Annotated in this window: 19 protein-coding genes; 11 read left to right on the top strand and 8 right to left on the bottom strand. The window is 64.8% G+C overall.

The window, feature by feature from the left end; all coding sequences use genetic code 11:
- The first annotated feature begins 19 nt into the window (after positions 1-19).
- The gene (locus tag E5X88_RS11350) at positions 20-1,120 is read left to right on the top strand and encodes a hybrid-cluster NAD(P)-dependent oxidoreductase (RefSeq protein WP_292161323.1); all 1,101 of its coding nucleotides are present in this window, start codon (positions 20-22) and stop codon (positions 1,118-1,120) included.
- Positions 1,121-1,143: 23 nt separating this feature from the next.
- Here E5X88_RS11350 and E5X88_RS11345 read toward each other — a convergent pair whose 3' ends face one another.
- The 6 genes from E5X88_RS11345 to E5X88_RS11320 form a co-directional block, all read right to left on the bottom strand.
- A complete protein-coding gene (locus E5X88_RS11345; protein ID WP_292161322.1) occupies positions 1,144-1,890 on the bottom strand; it encodes an FAD-binding oxidoreductase in 747 nt (248 codons plus the stop codon).
- Complete coding sequence (locus E5X88_RS11340) at positions 1,887-2,498, bottom strand: molybdopterin-dependent oxidoreductase (RefSeq protein ID WP_292161321.1); 612 nt, start codon at positions 2,496-2,498, stop codon at positions 1,887-1,889. The genes E5X88_RS11345 and E5X88_RS11340 overlap by 4 nt, the downstream gene beginning before the upstream one ends.
- A gap of 110 nt (positions 2,499-2,608) precedes the next feature.
- On the bottom strand, positions 2,609-4,147 hold the full coding sequence (locus E5X88_RS11335; protein ID WP_292161320.1) for a DegQ family serine endoprotease: 1,539 nt from the start codon (positions 4,145-4,147) through the stop codon (positions 2,609-2,611).
- A gap of 452 nt (positions 4,148-4,599) precedes the next feature.
- On the bottom strand, positions 4,600-5,325 hold the full coding sequence (locus E5X88_RS11330; RefSeq protein WP_292161319.1) for an MBL fold metallo-hydrolase: 726 nt from the start codon (positions 5,323-5,325) through the stop codon (positions 4,600-4,602).
- A 33-nt stretch (positions 5,326-5,358) separates the two neighbouring features.
- Complete coding sequence (locus E5X88_RS11325; RefSeq protein ID WP_292161318.1) at positions 5,359-6,525, bottom strand: diphosphate--fructose-6-phosphate 1-phosphotransferase; 1,167 nt, start codon at positions 6,523-6,525, stop codon at positions 5,359-5,361.
- Positions 6,526-6,618: 93 nt separating this feature from the next.
- Positions 6,619-7,392, bottom strand: coding sequence for a L,D-transpeptidase (locus tag E5X88_RS11320; protein WP_292161317.1), 774 nt, complete (start codon positions 7,390-7,392; stop codon positions 6,619-6,621).
- Positions 7,393-7,599: 207 nt separating this feature from the next.
- Here E5X88_RS11320 and E5X88_RS11315 point away from each other — a divergent pair, with 207 nt between their 5' ends.
- From E5X88_RS11315 to xylB, 3 genes are all read left to right on the top strand, one after another.
- Positions 7,600-8,223 (top strand): LysE family translocator, encoded by a 624-nt coding sequence (locus E5X88_RS11315; protein WP_292161316.1) that lies wholly within the window; start codon positions 7,600-7,602, stop codon positions 8,221-8,223.
- A 9-nt stretch (positions 8,224-8,232) separates the two neighbouring features.
- On the top strand, positions 8,233-9,555 hold the full coding sequence (locus E5X88_RS11310) for a tetratricopeptide repeat protein (RefSeq protein ID WP_292161315.1): 1,323 nt from the start codon (positions 8,233-8,235) through the stop codon (positions 9,553-9,555).
- Positions 9,556-9,637: 82 nt separating this feature from the next.
- Positions 9,638-11,092, top strand: coding sequence for a xylulokinase (xylB, locus tag E5X88_RS11305; RefSeq protein WP_292161314.1), 1,455 nt, complete (start codon positions 9,638-9,640; stop codon positions 11,090-11,092).
- Between the two features lie 38 nt (positions 11,093-11,130).
- On the opposite strand, the gene E5X88_RS11300 is transcribed toward xylB, so the two are convergent.
- Positions 11,131-11,493, bottom strand: a complete 363-nt coding sequence (locus tag E5X88_RS11300) for a nuclear transport factor 2 family protein (protein WP_292161313.1) — start codon at positions 11,491-11,493, stop codon at positions 11,131-11,133.
- A 113-nt stretch (positions 11,494-11,606) separates the two neighbouring features.
- Here E5X88_RS11300 and xylA point away from each other — a divergent pair, with 113 nt between their 5' ends.
- The gene (gene xylA, locus E5X88_RS11295; RefSeq protein WP_292161312.1) at positions 11,607-12,932 is read left to right on the top strand and encodes a xylose isomerase; all 1,326 of its coding nucleotides are present in this window, start codon (positions 11,607-11,609) and stop codon (positions 12,930-12,932) included.
- Positions 12,933-13,117: 185 nt separating this feature from the next.
- Positions 13,118-13,327, top strand: coding sequence for a hypothetical protein (locus E5X88_RS11290; protein ID WP_292161311.1), 210 nt, complete (start codon positions 13,118-13,120; stop codon positions 13,325-13,327).
- Positions 13,328-13,333: 6 nt separating this feature from the next.
- Here the strand turns inward: E5X88_RS11290 and E5X88_RS11285 are convergent, their stop codons facing one another.
- Positions 13,334-14,314 carry a GlxA family transcriptional regulator gene (locus tag E5X88_RS11285; RefSeq protein ID WP_292161310.1) on the bottom strand — a complete coding sequence of 327 codons (981 nt, stop codon included), beginning with the start codon at positions 14,312-14,314 and terminating at the stop codon, positions 13,334-13,336.
- A gap of 109 nt (positions 14,315-14,423) precedes the next feature.
- On the opposite strand from E5X88_RS11285, the gene E5X88_RS11280 reads away from it, so the two are divergent.
- The 5 genes from E5X88_RS11280 (at position 14,424) to E5X88_RS11260 (ending at position 20,569) form a co-directional block, all read left to right on the top strand.
- Positions 14,424-15,335: a 3-keto-5-aminohexanoate cleavage protein gene (locus E5X88_RS11280; protein ID WP_292161308.1), complete on the top strand. Its 912-nt coding sequence runs from the start codon at positions 14,424-14,426 to the stop codon at positions 15,333-15,335.
- Positions 15,336-15,470: 135 nt separating this feature from the next.
- Positions 15,471-16,544: a 3-hydroxyacyl-CoA dehydrogenase NAD-binding domain-containing protein gene (locus E5X88_RS11275; RefSeq protein ID WP_292161307.1), complete on the top strand. Its 1,074-nt coding sequence runs from the start codon at positions 15,471-15,473 to the stop codon at positions 16,542-16,544.
- 4 nt (positions 16,545-16,548) lie between these two features.
- On the top strand, positions 16,549-17,712 hold the full coding sequence (locus E5X88_RS11270; protein ID WP_292161306.1) for an acyl-CoA dehydrogenase: 1,164 nt from the start codon (positions 16,549-16,551) through the stop codon (positions 17,710-17,712).
- 3 nt (positions 17,713-17,715) lie between these two features.
- A complete protein-coding gene (locus E5X88_RS11265; RefSeq protein ID WP_292161305.1) occupies positions 17,716-19,794 on the top strand; it encodes an acetate--CoA ligase family protein in 2,079 nt (692 codons plus the stop codon).
- A complete protein-coding gene (locus E5X88_RS11260) occupies positions 19,787-20,569 on the top strand; it encodes a carnitinyl-CoA dehydratase (protein ID WP_292161304.1) in 783 nt (260 codons plus the stop codon). The genes E5X88_RS11265 and E5X88_RS11260 overlap by 8 nt, the downstream gene beginning before the upstream one ends.
- Positions 20,570-20,579: the final 10 nt, after the last annotated feature.

Here is a 20,579-nt window from a genome sequence, read left to right as displayed (position 1 = left end):
GATCCGAGGGATGAATGCGATGACGGACCTCGGGCTCTACCGCCATCTCGACGAGATGGCGCCCTGGAACGACAGGCTCCAGGTGCTGGAAGTGATCGGCGTCAGCGACGAGGCGCCGGAGGTGAAGACCTTCACCTTCCGCTCCGACAACCAGACCTGGTTCCGCTACAAGCCAGGGCAGTTCGTGACGCTGGAACTGCCGACCACCGAGGGCCTGCTGATGCGGACCTATACGCTGTCGTCCTCGCCGTCGCGGCCGTTCTCGATCGCGGTGACGGTGAAGGCGCAGGCCGGCAGCGTCGGCACGCGCTGGATGTTCGACAATCTGAAGCCCGGCGTTCACGTGAAGGCCTATGGGCCGGCAGGCGACTTTTCGCTGCACAGCCACCCCGCGGCCAAGTATCTGTTCATTTCGGCCGGCTCCGGCGTGACGCCGATGATGTCGATGCTGCGCTGGCTGAACGACTGCGCGCCATGGACCGATGTCGGTTTCGTCAATTGCGCACGAAAGCCCGAGGAGATCATCTTCCGCAAGGAGCTCGAACTGCTCGGCAGCCGCATGCCGGGTCTGACGCTCGGCTTCATGATCGAGGAGCGCTCCAGCCGCGAGGGCTGGTTCGGCCATATGGGCCGGATCGACGCGATCCGGCTGCCGCTGCTGGCGCCCGATTTTCGCGAGCGCGAAATCTTCTGCTGCGGTCCCGACCCGTTCATGCGCGCGGTGCGGCAGATGCTGGAGGCCGCCGGCTTCGACATGGCCAACTACCATCAGGAAAGCTTTGCGGCACCGGCGGTGGAGGAAATACCGGCCCCGTTCGCGTCGCCGGCGGAAGGCGGGGTCGAGGTCCCTGCCGAAGCCGCCACGCCGATCCGATTCTCGCTTTCGGATGTCGATGCCGACTGCGTTGCCGGCCAGACCGTGCTGCAGACGGCACGCGCTTCTGGCGTGCGCATCCCAGCGGCATGCGAGTTCGGCCTGTGTGGAACCTGCAAGGTGAAAAAGGTCTCGGGCAAGGTCGAGATGAGCCACAATGGCGGTATCCTCGATCACGAGATCGACGACGGCTTCATCCTCGCCTGCTGTTCGAAGCCGCTGACGGCGATCGAGGTCGAAGCCTGAGGCGACAAGCTGGGCAGCAGCGCTCAGACCCCGTAGCGTTCGGTGCGGATGAAGCCAGCCGGAACGCCGGCATCGATCAGCGCCTGGGCGGCGACCGACACGAAGGCATTCGAGCCACAGACAAAGGCGTGCCTTGGCGGCGCGGGCAGCCGCGCCATCGATTGCACCATCATCGCGGCATCGACCCGCCGCGAGTAGTCCGCCGGGCGCCGGGCGGCCTCGCGCGTCAGCGTCAGCACCAGATCGAAGCCGTCCCGGCGATCGTGGAGGCCGATCAGCTCGTCGCGAAAGATCACCTCGTCCCAGATCCGTGCGGAAAACACCAACGCCGCGGGCACCGCCGATTTGCGCGCGGCACGATGGCGGATCATCGCCATCAGCGGCACCACGCCCGACCCGCCGCCGACCAGCAGAAGCGGGCCGCCGTCGCTGTCGGACCAGACGAAATGGCCGCCGAGCGGGCCGCGCAGTTCGACCTCGTCGCCGACCGCTGCCACCTCGTGAAAGAACGGCGAAACCTCGCCGTCGTCGAGCCTTTCGATCGCCAGTTCGATCGTCTCGCCCGATTCCGGCGCCGAGGCGATGGAGTAGGAGCGGCGCGCCTGATAACCGTCCGGCGCCGTCAGCCTGACATCGACATGCTGCCCGGCACGATAGGCGAAGGGCCGCGACGGCTGGAGGAAAAAGCTGGTGACGCGCGGCGTGCGCTTTTCGATGCCGGTGATGGTGACTGTCTGCCAGGGCGACTGCGCCGCCGGCCCGTCGCTCATGGATCGCCCGTATAGCGCTGCTCGCGCCACGGGTCGCCATAGATATGATAGCCGCGCAGTTCCCAGAAGCCCGGCTCGTCGCGCTCGGTGAACTGCAGCCCGTTCAGCCATTTGGCCGACTTCCAGAAATAGAGATGCGGAACCAGCAGCCGTGCCGGGCCGCCATGGTCGGATGTGATCGGCTTGCCCTCGTAAAGCAGCGCCACCATCGCCTTCCCGGCGGTGATATCCTTCGTCGGCACATTGGTGGTGTAGCCGTCGAAAGACAGCGCCAGCGTGAAGGCGGTCGGCGGCTCGATGCCGGCATCGGCAAGAATGTCGTCGACCAGCACGCCCTGCCACGCCGTGTCGAACTTGGTCCATGCGGTCACGCAATGGATGTCGCGGGTCATCTTGGTCAGAGGCAGCGCGTTGAACTCTGTCCAGTTCCACTTCTTGATCGGCCGCGGTCCGTGCTTGAGCGTGAACGACCAGTCCTCGGTGCGCACCCGCGGCGTCGGCCCAGCCGACAGCACCGGGAACCCTTGCTCGAGATACTGCCCCGGCGGGATGCGCGCATCCGCATCCGTCGGGGGCCTTCGTCCTGAAAAAAAGCCGCGGGTGACCATCGAGACAATCCATTTTGCGCAAGGTCCAATCGACCGTTGCCAGTCTTCTCGAAGACGCCTTCACGGGCAACCAGAATCTTGGCAGAGACCGGCACGGCAAAGCGCCCGCCTCAGCCCTTGGCGAAGGGCACGGCGACGAACATCTGCGCGTCGCCGCGTTCGACGAGCAGGAGCACGGACCTCTTGCCGGACTTCCCGGCCTGCGCGATCGCCTGGTCCGCCTGCCTGGCGTTCCTGACCGGCGCCTGATTGACGGCGACGATGATGTCGCCGGGCTGGATCCCGGAAGCCGAAGCCGCCTTGTCAGGATCGACGCTCTCGACCAGCGCGCCGCGCTGGTTGACCGCCAGGTTCATCGCCTGTCGGGCATCCGGGGTGACGTCCATCAGCCCGAGGCCGATCGCGGGAGCACGAAGGCCCTGCTGTGCGGACGGTGCCTCTCGGTCGCCGCTCCCCGATGCCGTCTGCACATCGTCGCCATTGCGGCCGACAGCGACGGAGACTTCGACATTTTTCCCTTTGCGCCAGACATCGAGCGTTTTCGTGGCGCCGGGCGACACGTCGGCGACGGCACGCGACAGGTCCTTGGGGTCCTTTATCTGCTGACCGGCGAAGCTGGTGACGACGTCGCCGGTCTCGATCCCGGCTTCTGCCGCGGGCGAGCCGTCGGTGACTTCGGAAACCAGCGCACCGCTGGGTTGGTCGAGGCCGACGGCGCTTGCCACATCCGGCGTCACCGGCTGGATCTGGACACCGAGATAGCCGTATTGGATCGAGCCGCCCTTCATCAGCTTGGCGACCACCTTTTGCGCCTGGTCCGACGGGATGGCGAAGCCAACGCCGACACTGCCGCCATTCGGCGAAAAGATCGCCGTGTTGATGCCGACGACATTGCCGCTCACATCCATCAGCGGGCCGCCGGAATTACCGTGGTTGATCGGCGCGTCGATCTGAATGAAATCGTCGAACGGCCCGCTGTGCAGATCGCGGCCGCGCGCCGAGACGATGCCCGATGTAACCGTGGTGCCGAGGCCGAACGGGTTGCCGAAAGCGAGCACCTGGTCGCCCGGCATGAGCTTGTCGGAATCGCCCCATTTGACGGTCGGCAAAGTCTTGTCGGATTTGACCTTGAGGACGGCAAGGTCGTTCTTGGCGTCGCGGCTGACCAGCTTGGCGGGAAGTTCGGCGCCGTCGTCGAGCGTCACCTTGATCGACGTTGCGCCGTCGATGACGTGATTGTTGGTGACGATGGTGCCGTCGGTGGCGACGATGAAGCCGGAACCGAGCGCCTCGGCGCGAGGTGCCTGCTGCTGCGGCGGCGTCCTGGAGCCGGGCAGTCCCTGGTCGCCGAAGAACTGGCGGAAGTAGTCGTCGAAGGGCGAGTTGCCGCTGAACGGAGCAGCGTCGCTCATGGTCTCCGACTGTGCGTTCATGACGGTGGTGATCGTCACCACTGCCGGTTTGTCGGCCGCCACGATCGGGGCGAGCGATCCATTGGGCACCGTCATGCCGGTGACGGGAGGAGTCACCGTTGCCGCCAAAGCGTCATTCAGCCTGGGAGCGAGGGGCACGACGAAAGGGCTGACGATCAGTGCGGCGCCCAGCAAGGCGGCGACGCGATGTCTGCGAAGGATGTGGATGGGTGACATGGTCGTTGTCCCGGCGAGAAATTGGTCCGTCGCCGGGGCGTTCCGTCACCGGAATCACCCATTCGGCGTGTCGAGGGTCGTCTTGCCTGTCTCGCCTGGCACGGCAGCCGACCGGATCGACAGCCCCCGCATCTAGGGCGCCGATTGGGGTTTCCAGTTAATGTTACGAAGATTTAATTTCCGGCCCGGCAACCGCCTGCCGGGATGGCGCCGAAACCCGGAAACAAAAAAACCGCCTCGGCGGCGGGTCGCTGGCGCAGATCAGCACTGTGAATAAATTCCTATCATAACTGCCGTCACAAAGCAAGAACATTATGCTATGCCTTAGGCAATCGCTTCAGGTTGGCGCCGCTCGGCTTCGCCGAGCCACCTCTCCCCCACGTTTCGTGGGTGAGAGAAACCCAAGCTGGAATGAGGCCGCGATCCTTCCCCCTCAGTCCTGCCGAAGCCTCCTATGCGCCGATCCCGTCAGTCCGCCTGAGATAGCCGGTGGCGATTTCGCGCATCCGCCTGGCGTCGAAGCTCGGTCCGTGGCCGCCATGACCGATGCGGATCGGCAGGTCGAGCAGCCGCTGCATCGTCCGCCGATAGGCGGCGCGGTCGGAATCCGGCAGGTCGTCGATCAGCATGGCGTCGTAGATGGCGTCGCCGGCGAAGAACAGGCCGTCGGCCTCATCGAACAGCGCAATCGAATCGGGCGAATGGCCAGGCAGATGCAGCACGCGGAATTGCCGGTCGCCGAGATCGACCAGATCGCCCTCGTCAAGCGTCCGCGTCAGCGGCGCCGGCGGAATTCTGTAATCGGCCGCTTTCCAGCCCGGCGCCGGCAGCTTCGAGACGGCGCCGTCGAGATCGTGGAACATGTAGGCGTAGGTGACCGCTTCATCCATGCTGTCGAATTGCGCGGCGCTGTGCCTCGGCCCCGCCCGCAGCGGGAATTCGTGCAGCGAGCCGACATGGTCGAGATGGATGTGGGTGGCGACGACGAGCAGAGGCTTGCCGGCCGGCGTGTCGATCTCGGACGCCAGCGGGCGGATGCCCATGCCGGTGTCGACAAGCAGATCGACGTCGCGGCCGCGCAGATGCCAGATGTTGGCCCGCACGAAATCATGCACGAACGGCTCGGTCAGCATCGTCGTATCAGCGTCGATGACGGTCTTGCTGAACCAGTCAAGCATCAGAAGAGCGCCGGCATCAGGAGAGAGCCGGCATCAGACGAACGGCTTCCCGACCTTGTATTTTTCGGGGACCAGCCGCTTCAGATAGGCCATTCCCGCATCCGAGAGCTGGTTGACGTCCGGCAGCATGAAATCGTCGGGCATGTGACGGGTCTTGCCGGCGACGTTTTGCAGCGGCACCTTCTTCAGCACGGTTTTCTTGCCGTCATATTGCAGCGCCACCGAGCCGCCGCCTTGTTCGGCGACAGCGACCGCAAAGACGCCGGCATCGAAGGCTTCCTGCGCATCGACGGCGTTGATGGCGCCGACATAGCCGCGCGGCATGTAGCCGAGGGCGTCGACGCGTGCCCGCTTGCCCGGCAACCCTTCGGCCAGCGCGCGCTCGAGGGCGGCCGGCAGGTCGCTGCCCGACAGCTTGACGTTGCCATGTGCATCGCGCTCCAGTTTCTCCGGCGGGACAAGACTTTCGACCAGCGCCTTGCCGTCGGCGGTGCTGACGCCTTCGGACACGGCGACGATGCAGCGCTTGTGACGGTCGAGCGTGTCGCGCACGTCGTCGATGAAGGCCGCGGCCGAGAACGGACGTTCCGGCACATAGACGAGATGCGGCCCGCTGTCGGGGTCAAGCTGCCATGCAGCGGCGGCGGCGGTGAGGAACCCGGCATGCCGCCCCATGACGATGCCGACATAGATGCCGGGCAGAGCGCGGAAATCGAGGTCGACCGAGAGAAAGGCGCCGGCGACGAACTCGGCCGCCGAAATGAAGCCGGGCGTGTGGTCGTTCTCCTCGAGGTCGTTGTCGATGGTTTTCGGCGCATGGACGAAAGCCATCTTGCCGCCTGCGGCGTCGGTCAGGATCTGCTGCGTGCCCGAGGTGTCGTTGCCGCCAATGTAGATGAAGGCGTCGGCGCCGGCCTTCTTCAGCCCGTTGAGGATGACCTCGCAATAGGCGGCATCCGGCTTGTCGCGCGTCGAGCCAAGGGCAGCACTCGGCGTTGCCCCGATCAGCCGCAGCCGATCCTCGGCTATGGCGGAAAGATCGACATAGTTGCCGTCACGAATGCCGCGCACGCCGTGGATGGAGCCCAGGACCTTGGCGCCGGGATACCGCTTGCGGATCTCGAGTGCGGCGCCCACCATCGTCTGGTTGATGACGGCGGTCGGGCCGCCGCCTTGCGCGATCACAAAAGTTCCGGACATGCTTCACGTCTCCCGAGCTGTGGAATTGCAGGCACATTCGCCTGTCTTGCGCCATCGCGCAACGGGAGAGTCGATCGTTGAACGCCCGTAGCGTCAGACGACGACGATCGGGTTTCTCTTCGAGACGCGGCTGTAGAGGTCGATGATGTCCTGGTTGATCAGGCGCACGCAGCCCGACGACATCGCCTGGCCGATGCTCCACCATTCGGGCGAGCCGTGGATGCGGTAGCCGGTGTCCTGACCGTTCTGGTAGATGTAAAGCGCGCGCGCGCCGAGCGGATTTTCGAGGCCGCCGGGTTGCCCGCCTTGCCACTTCACCAGTTCCGGCTTGCGGGCGATCATCTCGGCCGGCGGCGTCCAGGTCGGCCATTCCTTGCCGTACTGGATGTTGGCGCGGCCGGACCAGCGGAAGCCTTCCTTGCCGATGCCGACGCCGTAGCGGATCGCGTCACCGCCGGGTTGTACCAGATAGAGCAGACGCTCCTGCGAATGGACGACGATGGTGCCGGGCTGCTCGCCTGTCGGATCGACGACGATCTGGCGGCGGAACTCCGGCTTGATCTTGAGATAGGGCACTTCCGGCAGGGTGAAGCCGCCGTCGGTGACGGAGGCGTACATGACGCCTGGGCTGGTTATGTTCCTGTCGACGCTGATGCTCGGGCGGACGGGCCTTATCGAGCCGGTGGTGTCGCCGTCGAGCTGCAGCGCCGAAAGGTCGAGCGTCTGGCTGCAGCCGGCGACGCCAAGCAGCGCCAGCGCACCGGCGCCGGACAACACCGCGCGGCGGGAAAGCTGGTTTTCGGAAATTTCGACGTCGATGGCGTCGCCATTGGATGGCGACGTAAGACTTTTCGGCAACTCACGCATCTACCCAAACCCTACGCTGTCGGCGGGAAACACGGTCCGGCCGGATGGATGGCATTTTCACCAATCATGGTTGAAAAAGCGTGAAGAGCTGTCGCGGCGCATGACTCGCGGCGCCGTAGTGTTAACCGCGCGCATTTTCGATATTGCCTCTTTACATCTCCGCGAAGCGAAGGATTTATCCTCTTCTTTGAGCTCAAGGAGACGACCATGTCCTTCGAAAACTGGGCCGCCTTTGCCGCCGCCTCGACGATCCTTCTTGTCATTCCCGGCCCGACCATCCTTCTGGTCGTGTCCTATGCGCTCGGCCAGGGCTGGCGCACCGCGCTGCCGATGGCGGTCGGCGTGGCGCTTGGCGACTTCACGGCGATGACGCTGTCGATGCTGGGCGTCGGCGCGCTGCTGGCGGCGTCGGCCACCGTGTTCACGGTGCTGAAGGTGATCGGCGCCTTCTATCTGATCTATCTCGGCATCAAGCTGTTTCGCGCCGGCGGCGCGCTCAAGGCCGAGCCGCGCCTGGACGCGGTGTCGTCGGCCAAGATGATGGCGCACGCCTGGCTGGTCACCGCGCTCAACCCGAAAAGCATCACCTTCTTCGTCGCCTTCCTGCCGCAGTTCCTCGACCGGCACGCGGATTTCTGGACGCAGATGCTGATCTTCGAAACGACCTTCCTGGCGCTCGCTTTCGCCAATGCCTTCGGCTATGCGCTGATCGCCGCAAGGGCGCGCAACGTCGTGCGCAACCCGAAGGCGATCCGGATCTTCAACCGCACCGGCGGCACGCTGCTGGTCGGCGCCGGCATCGCCACGGTGGCGATGCGTTCGGGCAATTGATGGTATGACATGGCAGTCAGGGACACATTCGGCCTGACGTTTTCGGGTGCGACGGAAGCCGGGTTTTCGCTCTACAGCCAGGCTGTCCGCGAATTGCAGTGCTTCATCGGCGATCCGGTCGGCTCCATCGACCGCGCCATCGCCGAGGATCCAGGCTTCGTCATGGCGCATGTGTTCAAGGGCTATCTGTTCGGCCTCGCCACCGAGCGTGAAGCAACAGTGGTGGCCAGGACATGCCACGAGGCGGCGCTGCCGCTTGCCGCCACGACGCGCGAGCAGGCCCATGTCGCAGCGCTCGGCCATCTCGCCGGAGGGCGCTGGCACGAAGCCGCCCGCCTGCTCGAGGATATCGCCATCGAGTTTCCGCTCGACGCGCTGGCACTGCAGACCGGGCACCAGATCGATTTCTTCACCGGCAATGCCCGCATGCTGCGCGACCGCATCGGCCGCGCGCTGCCGTCCTGGCAAAGCGGCATGCCGGGCTATCACGCCATACTCGGCATGCAGGCGTTCGGGCTGGAGGAAATGGGCGATTATGCGCGCGCCGAGAAGCTTGGCCGCACGGCGGTCGACATCGAGCCGCGCGACGGCTGGGCGCAGCACGCCGTCGCTCACGTCATGGAGATGCAGAGCCGGCAAAAGGACGGCATCGCCTGGATGCGCGCCAATCCCGAAGCGTGGACGCAGGAGAGCTTCCTCAAGGTGCACAATTGGTGGCATCTGGCGCTGTTCCACTACGATCTCGGCGAGATCGACGAGGTGCTGGCGCTCTATGACGGGCCTGTCTACGGCGAACAGTCGACATTGGCGCTGAACATGGTCGATGCCTCGGCGATCCTGTGGCGGCTCTATCTCAGCGGGATCGATGTCCGCGATCGCTGGATGGCACTCGCCGCCAACTGGGCCAAGGCCAGCGCCGGCAACTATGCCTTCAACGATGCCCACGCCATGATGGCCTTCGTCGGCGCCGGCTTCGAGGCGCCGGTCAGCGCCTTGCTCGAAGCACAGCGCGAGGCCATGCGCGGCAAGGAAGACAACGCCGCTTTCACACGGGATGTCGGCCACCCCCTGACGCTCGCCATCAAGGCGTTCGGCGACGGCAACTACGCTGAGGCCGTACGCCTGATCCGGCCCATCCGAACGATCGCCCATCGCTTCGGCGGCAGCCACGCGCAGCGCGACGCTATCGACCTGACGCTGATCGAGGCCGCACTGCGTTCCGGCGACCACGCGCTGGCAAAGGCGCTTGCAGCGGAACGCGCGCTGGCGCGGCCGGATAGCCCATTGTCGGCGCTGTTTTCGCGACGCGCTGCCGATTTGTCGGAGAATTGACCGGAGGCGGATCTTGTTTTAAAAACTGGCCCGGCCAGATTTTTTCGAGATCCGAAAAAATTAATGGCATTGGGAGGAACATATGTATCTCGGCCTCGATCTGGGCACGTCGGGCGTCAAGGCGCTTTTGATCGATGCCGGGCAGACTGTCATCGGTTCCGGCCATGCTTCGCTCGACGTGTCGCGGCCGCATCCCGGCTGGTCCGAGCAGAACCCGGCCGACTGGACCCGCGCCTGCGAAACGGCGATCGCCGAACTGAAGGCCACCCATTCGAAAGAACTTGCCGTGGTCAAAGGCATCGGCTTGTCCGGCCAGATGCATGGCGCCACTTTGCTTGACGCCGCCGACAAGGTGCTGCGCCCCTGTATTCTGTGGAACGACACGCGCAGCCATGCCGAGGCGGCTGCGCTCGACGCCGATCCGCGTTTCCGCAAGCTGACAGGCAACATCGTCTTTCCCGGCTTCACCGCGCCAAAGCTCGTCTGGGTGAAAAACAACGAACCGGATATTTTCGCCAAGGTGGCAAAGGTCTTGCTGCCGAAGGATTTCCTGCGGCTCTGGCTCTCCGGCGAGCATATTTCGGAAATGTCGGACTCGGCCGGTACGTCCTGGCTCGATGTCGGCAAGCGGGGCTGGTCATCCGATCTGCTCACTGCCACGTCGCTCGACGAAAGGCAGATGCCGTCGCTGGTCGAAGGCACCGCAAAGGCCGGCGCCTTGCGCAGCGAACTGGCCTCGAAATGGGGCATTCCCGCCGGCATCCCGATCGCCGGTGGAGCCGGCGACAATGCGGCGTCGGCCTGCGGCATGGGCACGGTGGCAGCGGGCCAGGCCTTCGTCTCGCTCGGCACGTCCGGCGTGCTGTTTGCCGCCAATGCATCCTATCTGCCAAACCCCGAAAGCGCGGTGCATACGTTCTGCCACGCGCTGCCCGACACCTGGCACCAGATGGGCGTCATCCTGTCGGCAACCGATTCGCTCAACTGGCTGTCGGAGATATCAGGGAAAGGCGCCGGCGAGCTGACCGCCGAACTCGGCGAGACACTGAAGGCGCCGACCGGCGTGTCCTTCCTGCCCTATCTCTCCGGCGAGCGCACGCCCTACAATGATTCCGTCATTCGCGGCTCATTCACCGGGCTCGCGCATGAATCCAGCCGCGCTGCGTTGACCCAGGCTGTGCTGGAGGGTGTGGCTTTCGCCTTCCGCGACAGTCTCGAAGCGCTGGCCAAGGCCGGCACGACGCTGACGCGGGTGACGGCGATCGGCGGCGGCTCGCGCTCGCGCTACTGGCTGAAGGCCGTCGCCACCGCGCTCGGCCTGCCCGTCGACATTCCCGCCGACGGCGATTTCGGCGCTGCCTTCGGCGCGGCGAGGCTCGGCCTGATCGCCGCGACGGGTGCCGATCCGCTCAGCGTGTGCACGGCGCCGGCCACCGACGCCACGATCGAACCGGTAGCCGCACTAAGCGATGCCTATGCGGAGGCCTACCAGCGCTACCGGGCGCTCTACCCGGCCATAAGAGGCGCCACGGCGTGAGTGGTTTCCCACCCCCGCCGCGGCCTGCCGAGATGGCCTCACTGTGCCGGAACCTTGTCGAGGAAGCCGGTGACGCTTTTCAGGCGGCCGTTCTCGATGACGCCGATGTCGGTGCCTTCGATGACGGACTCGGTGCCTTCAGGCCCGAGATTCCACGAGAAGCGGATCGTGTCGGCAAACCCGTCCGGCTTGCCCTTCAGCGAAAACCGGAAGCCGGCAAAACGCTGCTGCACGCCATCGATGAGTGCGGCGATGCCGTCATGGCCGTCGCCCTGCATGATCGGATCGCGATAGCTGACGTTCTCGGTGAAGGCCGCCTTGAGCGAGGCCTGCCGGCGCGCGGCATCGCTCTCGTTCCAGGCGGTGATGTAGTTTTCGGCGATCGTGTTGAGGTCGGTCATGATCTGTCTCCTTCGTTGGGTGGCTTTGACACGACCCTTTTCATGCAATGCCAGCGCGAAACCAATTACGCCTGAGGTAATCAGGAAAGAACCATGCGAGAGGACAGACAATCATGACCCGCGGCTTTTTCGGCGACATCCAAAAGATCAAATATGAGGGGCCGGATTCGACCAATCCGCTGGCCTACCGGTTCTACAATCCCGATGAAATTGTCGCCGGCAAGCGGCTGGAGGACCATCTGCGCTTTGCCGTCGCCTACTGGCATTCCTTTGCCTGGCCGGGCGGCGATCCGTTCGGCGGCCAGACCTTTGACCGGCCCTGGTTCGCCAAGGCCGGCGGCGTTGACACGATGGAACTGGCCAAGCTGAAGGCCGATGTCGCCTTCGATATGTTCTCCTTGCTGGGTGCGCCTTACTTCTGCTTCCACGACGCCGATGTGCGGCCGGAAGGAAAAGACTTCTCCGAAAGTGCGGCCCGGCTCGACGAGATCGCTGATTACTTTGCAACGAAGATGAAGCAGACCGGCGTCAAGCTTCTGTGGGGCACGGCCAACCTGTTCTCGCACCGCCGCTTCATGGCGGGTGCTGCCACCAATCCCGATCCGGATGTGTTTGCCTATGCGGCAGCGACGGTCAAACACTGCATCGACGTGACCAAGAGGCTGAAGGGCGAGAACTATGTGCTGTGGGGCGGCCGCGAAGGCTATGAGACGCTGCTCAACACCGACCTTGCCCGCGAGCAGGAACAGGCCGGCCGCTTCCTCAACCTGGTCATCGACTACAAGCACCGCATCGGCTTCAAGGGCACCATCCTGATCGAGCCGAAGCCGCAGGAGCCGACCAAGCATCAGTACGACTATGACGTCGCCACGGTCTACGGTTTCCTGAAACGCTTCGGGCTGGAGAAGGAGGTCAAGGTCAACATCGAGCAGGGCCATGCGATCCTGGCCGGCCATTCTTTCGAGCATGAGTTGGCGCTGGCCAATGCGCTCGGCATCTTCGGTTCGATCGACATGAACCGCAACGACTACCAGTCGGGCTGGGACACCGACCAGTTCCCCAACAATGTGCCGGAGATGGCGCTGGCCTACTACCAGGTCCTGCAGGCCGGCGGCTTCAAGACGGGCGGCACCAATTTCGACGCCAAGCTCAGGCGTCAATCGCTGGATCCGCAGGATCTCTTGATTGCCCATATCGGCGGCATGGATTGCTGCGCACGCGGCCTCAAGGCCGCCGCCCGGATGATCGAGGACAAGGCGCTGTCGGGACCGCTGGCAGAACGCTATGCCGGCTGGACGACGACCGAGGCCAAGGCGATGCTTGCCGGCAAGCGCACGCTGGAGGAGATCGCAGAGCGCGTCGTCAAGAAGAAGATCGAGCCGCAGCCCAGATCCGGCCGTCAGGAACTGCTCGAAAACATCGTCAATCGGTATGTCTGAGGTGTCGCACCGGCGGGCCTCTTGACCAACCCGCCGGCCCGGAACAGCTTTGCGCGAGGGCGGAACCGACGACAAGGTTTTGCCTCGTGCCGCCCCTCAATCGCCTCGCTCTTGCCTTCAAACAGCCGTCACGAATCTCGTATATGTGGTTCGTGGCGGAAACAGAAAGAAGGAGGCGAAACGATATGCAGCATGAACGCGAAATCGACGCCCTGCTCTCATCTGGCGAGGCCGGATCGATCATCGACCGGTTGATGGCGCTGCCGCATCCGAAGCATGGTGCGCGGAGTGCAAACGAATGGGATCGCGCGGTCGCCAGCCGCTTCGAGACCCATCTTGCGAGACAGATGCGCTCGCAGATCGACGGCGCCGGCGATCGCCAGAACGCCGCGTAACTGGAACTACCCTCGTCGCAACCTGACCGGCGCTTCGCCGAAAGCTCTTGAAAACGCTCTGGAAAATGCCGCGGCGGACGAGAACCCCGTTCGCCCGGCAATATCGGCCATGGCCACGCGCGTGTCGACCACCAGCCGGCGCGCGGCACCCAGCCGCAGCCTGAGATAGTAGGCGCCCGGCGTCTCGCCGATCGACTTGCGAAAGATGCTTTCCAGCGTCCGCGCCGTCACCCCGGCCCGCTTGGCCACCGCGGCGATGGTCAAGGGTTGGTCGACATGCGATTCCATCAGCCGGATGGCTTGCGCCAGCCGCGGATCGTAGCCGTCGAGGCGGCCGAGCGAGACCAGCGGCTGCGCGTCGGTCGCCGCTCGCGCCTGGTCGTAGATGAAGACACTTGCCACATCGAGCGCCACCGCCATGCCGAGCCGCGTGCGGATCAGATGCAGCATCAGGTCGAAGGTCGGCGAGGCGCCGCCGGAGGTGAAGACCGGCCCGTCGATGACGTAGCGGTCGGGGCGCACATCGACGCCGGGAAAGGCCGACGAGAAATCCTCCATATCCTCCCAGTGGGTGGTCGCGCTGCGCCCTTCCAGCACGCCGGCGCGGGCGACCAGCCAGGTACCGGCTTCGACGCCGCCGCAGGCGCGCGCCGCGCGCGCCGCGCGGCGCAGGCCGGAAAGCAGGGCCGATGTGGCATAATTCTGCGTGCCGAAACCGGCGACGACGACAAGCATATCGGTGGTTTCAGCCGCATCGAAGCGGCCGCTGACCGCAACCGGCAAACCGCATGTGGTGATTGGCGCTTCGCCGGTCACCGAAACCAGCCTGAAATCGAACAGCGTCTCGCCGGCAATGCGGTTGGCGGCGCGCAGCGGATCGAGCGCCGAGGCCACGCACATGATCGACGATCCGGAAAACACCAGCAGCGTCACCTTGAGCGGCGAGCGCTCGGTGCGAAAGATCGAAGGTTTTTCGCTTTTTATCATGCGATCTTCGTAAAACGCAAAACAGTTTCCGGCAAGTCAGGCATTCTTGCCGTCTGTTCGATTGGGCCCAATGTTTGGTTGGGCGTCTGTTTGATTGGGAGAAAAGTCCATGCCGCTTGCGATGAACCGTGAGGTTTTCATTACCTGTGCCGTGACCGGGTCCGGCAGTTCGCAGGACCGCAGCCCGCATGTGCCGCGTTCGCCCAAGCAGATCGCCGATTCGGCCATCGATGCGGCCAAGGCGGGTGCTGCGATCGTCCACTGCCATGTTCGCGACCCCGAAACCGGCAAGCCTCGCCGTGACGTGGACCTCTACCGCGAAGTAACCGAGCGCATCCGCGCGGCGGATGTCGACGTGGTGCTGAACCTGACCGCCGGCATGGGTGGCGACATGGTGTTCGGTTCGCCCGAGGCGCCGCTCCCCTTAAATGAAAAAGGCACCGACATGGGCGGCGCCACCAACCGTATGGAACATGTGCGCCAGTGCCTGCCGGAGATCTGCACGCTCGACTGCGGCACCATGAACTTCGCCGAGGCCGACTATGTCATGACCAACACGCCCGGCATGCTGCGCGCGATGGGCGGCATGATGACGGCGCTCGGCGTCAAGCCGGAGATCGAGGCCTTCGATACCGGGCATCTTTGGTTCGCCAAGCAATTGGTCGAGGAACAGGTGCTGAAGCCCGATGCGCTCGTGCAATTGTGCATGGGCGTGCCATGGGGTGCCCCGGACGATCTCAACACCTTCATGGCCATGGTCAACAACGTGCCGTCGAGCTGGACCTGGTCGGCCTTCTCCATCGGCCGCAACCAGATGGCCTATGCCGCCGCCGCGGTGCTGGCCGGCGGCAATGTCCGCGTCGGGCTCGAGGACAATCTCTGGCTCGACAGGGGCGTGCTGGCGACCAATGCCCAGCTGGTCGAGCGGGCGGTCAGCATCGTGTCGAACATGGGCGCAAGGGTCATCGGCCCGGACGAGGTGCGCAAGAAGCTCAACCTTACGAAGCGCGCGCCGCTTTGAACAAGGAATCGGCAGGGAGGAGCCGCCGATGATGACCGTAAAATTCATCGCCACGAAGGGCAGCGACCGCGCGGATTGCGCCTTCGTGCTTCTCATCGACCCAGCAACAGCCAGGACAAGAACCGGAGCCTCCGCATGAGCATCATCAACAAGGCAGCCGCCATCGGCGGCGGCGTCATCGGCGCGGGCTGGGTGGCGCGCCTGCTCTTGAACGGCATCGACGTGTCGATCTTCGATCCCGACCCGGAAGCCGCGCGCAAGGTCGGCGAGGTGATGAAGGGCGCGCGCCGCGCCTACAAGCAGATGCTGCCCGGCGGCCTGCCCAAAGAAGGCAAATTGACCTTTGCCAAGACCATCGCCGATGCCGTCGCCGATGCCGATTTCATCCAGGAAAGCGTGCCGGAACGGCTCGACCTCAAACATCGCGTGCTGGCCGAGATTGACCTTTATGCGCCGGCCAATGCCATTGTCGGTTCCTCGACCTCGGGCATCAAGCCGACCGACATGCAGGTGGCGATGAAGAAGCATCCGGAGCGGCTGGTCGTTGGCCATCCGTTCAACCCGGTCTACCTCTTGCCGCTGGTCGAGATCGTCGGCGGCGAACAGACCTTTCCCGAGGCGATCGAGGTCGCCAAGGAGATGTACGCCTCGATCGGCATGAAGCCGGTGGTGATCCGCAAGGAGATCGAGGCCTTTGTCGGCGACCGTCTACTGGAGGCGGCATGGCGCGAGGCGCTGTGGCTGATCAAGGACGGCATCTGCACGGTCGAGGAACTCGACGACATCATGCGCTATGGCTTCGGCCTGCGCTGGGCGCAGATGGGCATGTTCCAGGTCTATCGCGTCGCCGGCGGCGAGGCCGGCATGCGCCATTTCATGGCGCAGTTCGGCCCGTGCCTGAAATGGCCATGGACCAAGCTGATGGACGTGCCGGAGTTCAACGACGATCTGGTCGACCTGATCGCCACCCAGTCGGACGACCAGGCGCATGGCCTGTCGATCCGCGAACTCGAAAAGATACGCGACGACAATCTGGTCGCCATCATGGAGGCGCTGTCGAAGCAGAACAAGGGCAAGGGTTGGGGCGCCGGCGCCTTGCATAAGGACTATACCAGGCAGCTCGCCAAGCTTGCGGCGAAAAAGCCCGCCACTTCCAAGGCGGCCGAGAAGGCCAAGGCTGAAAAGCCGAAGAAAAAGAAGAAAGGCTGAGACCATGGATTTTGGCCTCTCCGAGGAACAGAAACTCATCGTCGAGACGACGCGCGCCTTCGTCGAGAACGAGCTTTACCCGCATGAGCGCGAGGTCGAGCGCACCGGCGTGCTGCGCCGCGAACTGATCGACGAGATCCAGGCCAAGGCGATCGAAGCCGGGCTTTATGCCGCCAACATGCCAACGGAAGTCGGTGGCGCCGGCCTCGATACGGTGACCTGGCTGCTTTACGAAAAGGAACTCGGCCGCGCCAATTACGCGCTGCACTGGACCTGCGTGGCGCGGCCTTCCAACATCCTTTTGGCTGGCACGCCCGAGCAGCGCGAAAAATATCTTTATCCCTGCATTCGTGGCGAGAAATGGGATTGCCTGGCGATGACCGAGCCGGGCGCCGGCTCCGATCTGCGCGGCATGCGGGCGACCGCCGTGCAGGACGGCGACGACTGGGTGCTGAACGGCACCAAGCATTTCATCAGCCATGCCGATCTTGCCGATTTCGCTATTTGTTTCATGGCCTCGGGCGAAGAGGATACGCCGCGCGGCAAGCGCAAGAAGATCACCGCCTTTTTCGTCGACAAGGGCACCAAGGGTTTTACGGTGCGTGACGGCTACCGCAACGTCTCGCACCGCGGCTATACCAACGCCATCCTCGAATTCGACGATTGCCGCCTGCCGGCGAGCCAGATTCTGGGCGAGGTCCACAAGGGCTTCGACGTCGCCAATTCATGGCTTGGCGCGACCCGCCTGCAGGTCGGCGCGACCTGCCTCGGCCGGGCCGAGCGGGCGCTTGGCCACGCCATCGAGTACGCCGCGCAGCGCCAGCAATTCGGCCAGCAGATCGGCAAGTTCCAGGGCGTGTCTTTCAAGCTCGCCGACATGGCGACGGAACTGAAAGCCGCCGACCTGATGGTGTTCGAAGCCGGCTGGAAGTACGATCAGGGTACCGTCACCGACCAGGACATGGCCATGGCCAAGCTGAAGGCCACCGAAATGCTTGCCTTCGTCGCCGACGAGGCGATCCAGATCCATGGCGGCATGGGGCTGATGGACGATTTGCCGCTGGAGCGCATCTGGCGCGACGCCCGCGTCGAGCGCATCTGGGAAGGCACGTCCGAGATTCAGCGTCACATCATCTCGCGGGCATTGCTGCGGGCGGTTGGGGGCTGATCGATGCATAGACTTGAACGTCTTTTGCGGCCCAAATCAATCGCCGTGTTCGGCGGCGCGCAGGCCGCCGCCGTCGTTGCGCAATCGATCAAGATGGGCTTTGCCGGCGATATCTGGCCGGTGCACCCGACCAAGGAGGACGTCGCCGGCCGCAAGGCCTACCGCTCCGTGGCGGAATTGCCGGGCGCGCCGGACGCCGCCTTTGTCGGCGTCAACCGGCATTTGACCATCGAGGTGGTCAAGGCGCTGGCCGAGCGCGGCGCCGGCGGCGCCGTCTGTTTTGCCGCTGGCTTCCTCGAAACCGAGGCCTATGACGAGCATGGCGAGCGGCTGCAGGCCGAGCTGGTCGCAGCGGCAGGCCGGATGCCGATCATCGGGCCGAACTGCTACGGCCTGATAAACTATGCCGACGGCGCGCTTTTATGGCCCGACCAGCATGGCGGCATCAGGCTGGCCGAGAGCGGACGCGGCGTCGCCATCATCACCCAGTCGTCCAACATCGCCATCAACATGACGATGCAGAAGCGCGGCCTGCCGATCGCCTTTCTGATGACCGCCGGCAACCAGGCGCAGACCGGCCTTTCCGAAATAGCGCTCGGCCTGATCGAGGACGACCGCGTCACGTCGCTCGGCCTGCATATCGAGGCTTTCGATTCGGTAGCCGGCTTCGAAAGACTGGCCGCGCGGGCGCGGGAACTGAAGAAACCGATCATCGCCATGAAAGTCGGCCGTTCCGAACAGGCGCGGCAGGCGACCGTGTCGCACACGGCATCGCTGGCCGGCTCCGACGCCGCCTCCGGCGCCTTCCTGAAGCGGCTCGGCATCGCCCGCGTCGATTCGATTCCCGCCTTCATCGAAGCGCTCAAGCTGCTGCACGTCACCGGGCCGTTGCCCGGCTACCGGCTGTCATCGATGAGCTGTTCGGGCGGCGAAGCGTCTGTCATGGCCGACAGCGCCGAAGGCCGCTGGGTGAACTTCCCTGATCTGACCGACACGCACCGTGCCCACGTCAAATCGACTCTCGGGCCGCTGGTTGCGGTGGCCAACCCGCTCGACTACCACACCTTCATCTGGAACAACGAGCCGGCGATGACCGCCACCTTCACCGCCATGGTGTCGGGCGGCTTCGACCTCAACATGCTGGTGCTCGACTTCCCGCGCCCGGACCGCTGCTCCGACACCGACTGGTGGACGACGCTGCGCGCCTTCGAATCGGCGCTGAAGACCAACAGGGCGCAGGGCGCGATCGTGTCGTCGCTGCCGGAGAACCTGCCCGAGGAATACACCGCCGGGCTGATGGCGCGCGGCATGGTGCCGTTGTTCGGCATTTCCGAGGCCATGGACGCCGCCCAGGCAGCGGCCTTCATCGGCTGGGCCTGGCGCGAGCCGCAGGCGCAGCCTATCGACACCTCCGCTTCCGGCGCACCGGCCGGCGACCATGTCACGCCTGATGAGGCCGAGGCGAAAGCGCGGCTGATCGAGGCCGGGCTTCCCGTGCCCAAGGGCGAACGCGCCGGCAATGCGGTCGAGGCGGTGATCTCCTCGATGGCGCTCGGTTTTCCGGTGGCACTGAAGGCTTTGGGCGTGACCCACAAATCCGAGCTCGGCGCGGTGCGGCTCAACCTCAGGGATGCCGAATCCGTCAGCACCGCCGCCCATGATCTCGATCCGCTCGGCACCGGCCTCTATGTCGAGCGCATGGTGGGCGACGGCGTCGCCGAGCTCATCGTCGGCTTCACCCGCGACCCGATGTTCGGCGCGGTGATGACGCTCGGCACCGGTGGCGTGCTGGTCGAGCTGCTGCGCGACAGCGTCACGCTGATGCTGCCGGCAACCCGCGACGACATCGAGGCGGCGCTGCACGGGCTCAAACTGTTTCCGCTGCTCGAAGGCTATCGCGGCCGGCCGAAGGCCGATGTCGCGGCGGCCATCGATGCCATCGCCAGGATTGCCGCCTTCGTGCAGGACAATGCCGGCGAGATCGAGGAGCTCGACATCAATCCGCTGATCGTCTGCACCGAGGGCAAGGGCGCCTGGATCGCCGACGCGCTGCTGGTGCTGGGAGAGAACAAGAATGTCTGACGTCATTTCGACCCGCCGCGAGGGCACGATCCTCGAGGTCACGCTCGATCGGCCCAAGGCCAATGCCATCGACCTGAAAACGTCGCGGCTGATGGGCGAGACGTTCAAGGCGTTCCGCGACGATCCGGGCTTGCGCGTCGCCATCGTCAAGACCGCCGGCGACAAGTTCTTCTGCGCCGGCTGGGATCTGAAGGCCGCGGCCGGCGGCGACGCGGTCGACGGCGACTATGGCGTCGGCGGCTTCGGCGGACTGCAGGAACTGCGTGATCTCAACAAACCGGTCATCGCCTGCGTCAACGGCATGGCGGTCGGCGGCGGCTTCGAGCTGGCGCTGTCCTGCGACCTCATCTACGCATCGGACCACTCCTCCTTCGCGTTGCCCGAAATCCGCGCCGGCACGCTGGCCGACGCGGCGACGATCAAGCTGCCGAAGCGCATCCCCTATCACGTCGCCATGGACCTTTTGCTCACCGGCCGCTGGATGGATGTCGCCGAGGCGCATCGCTGGGGCCTGGTCAACGAGGTGCTGCCCAAGGACAAGCTCGAGGACCGCGTCTGGGAGATCGCCCGGCTGCTGGCCGGCGGCCCGCCGCTGGTCTTCGCCGCGATCAAGGAAACGGCGCGGGTCGCCGAAGCGCTCACCTTCCAGGACGCCATGAACCGGGTGACGCGCCGCCAGCTGCCGACGGTTGACGCACTGTACGGCTCGGAGGACAATCTCGAAGGCTTTCGCGCCTTTGCCGAAAAGCGCGACCCTGTGTGGAAGGGGAAGTGATACTGCGGAG

This window comes from Mesorhizobium sp. (assembly GCF_004962245.1).
In the GTDB taxonomy this organism is placed as follows: Bacteria; Pseudomonadota; Alphaproteobacteria; order Rhizobiales; family Rhizobiaceae; genus Mesorhizobium.
This window is presented reverse-complemented; position numbering and strand designations above follow the sequence as displayed.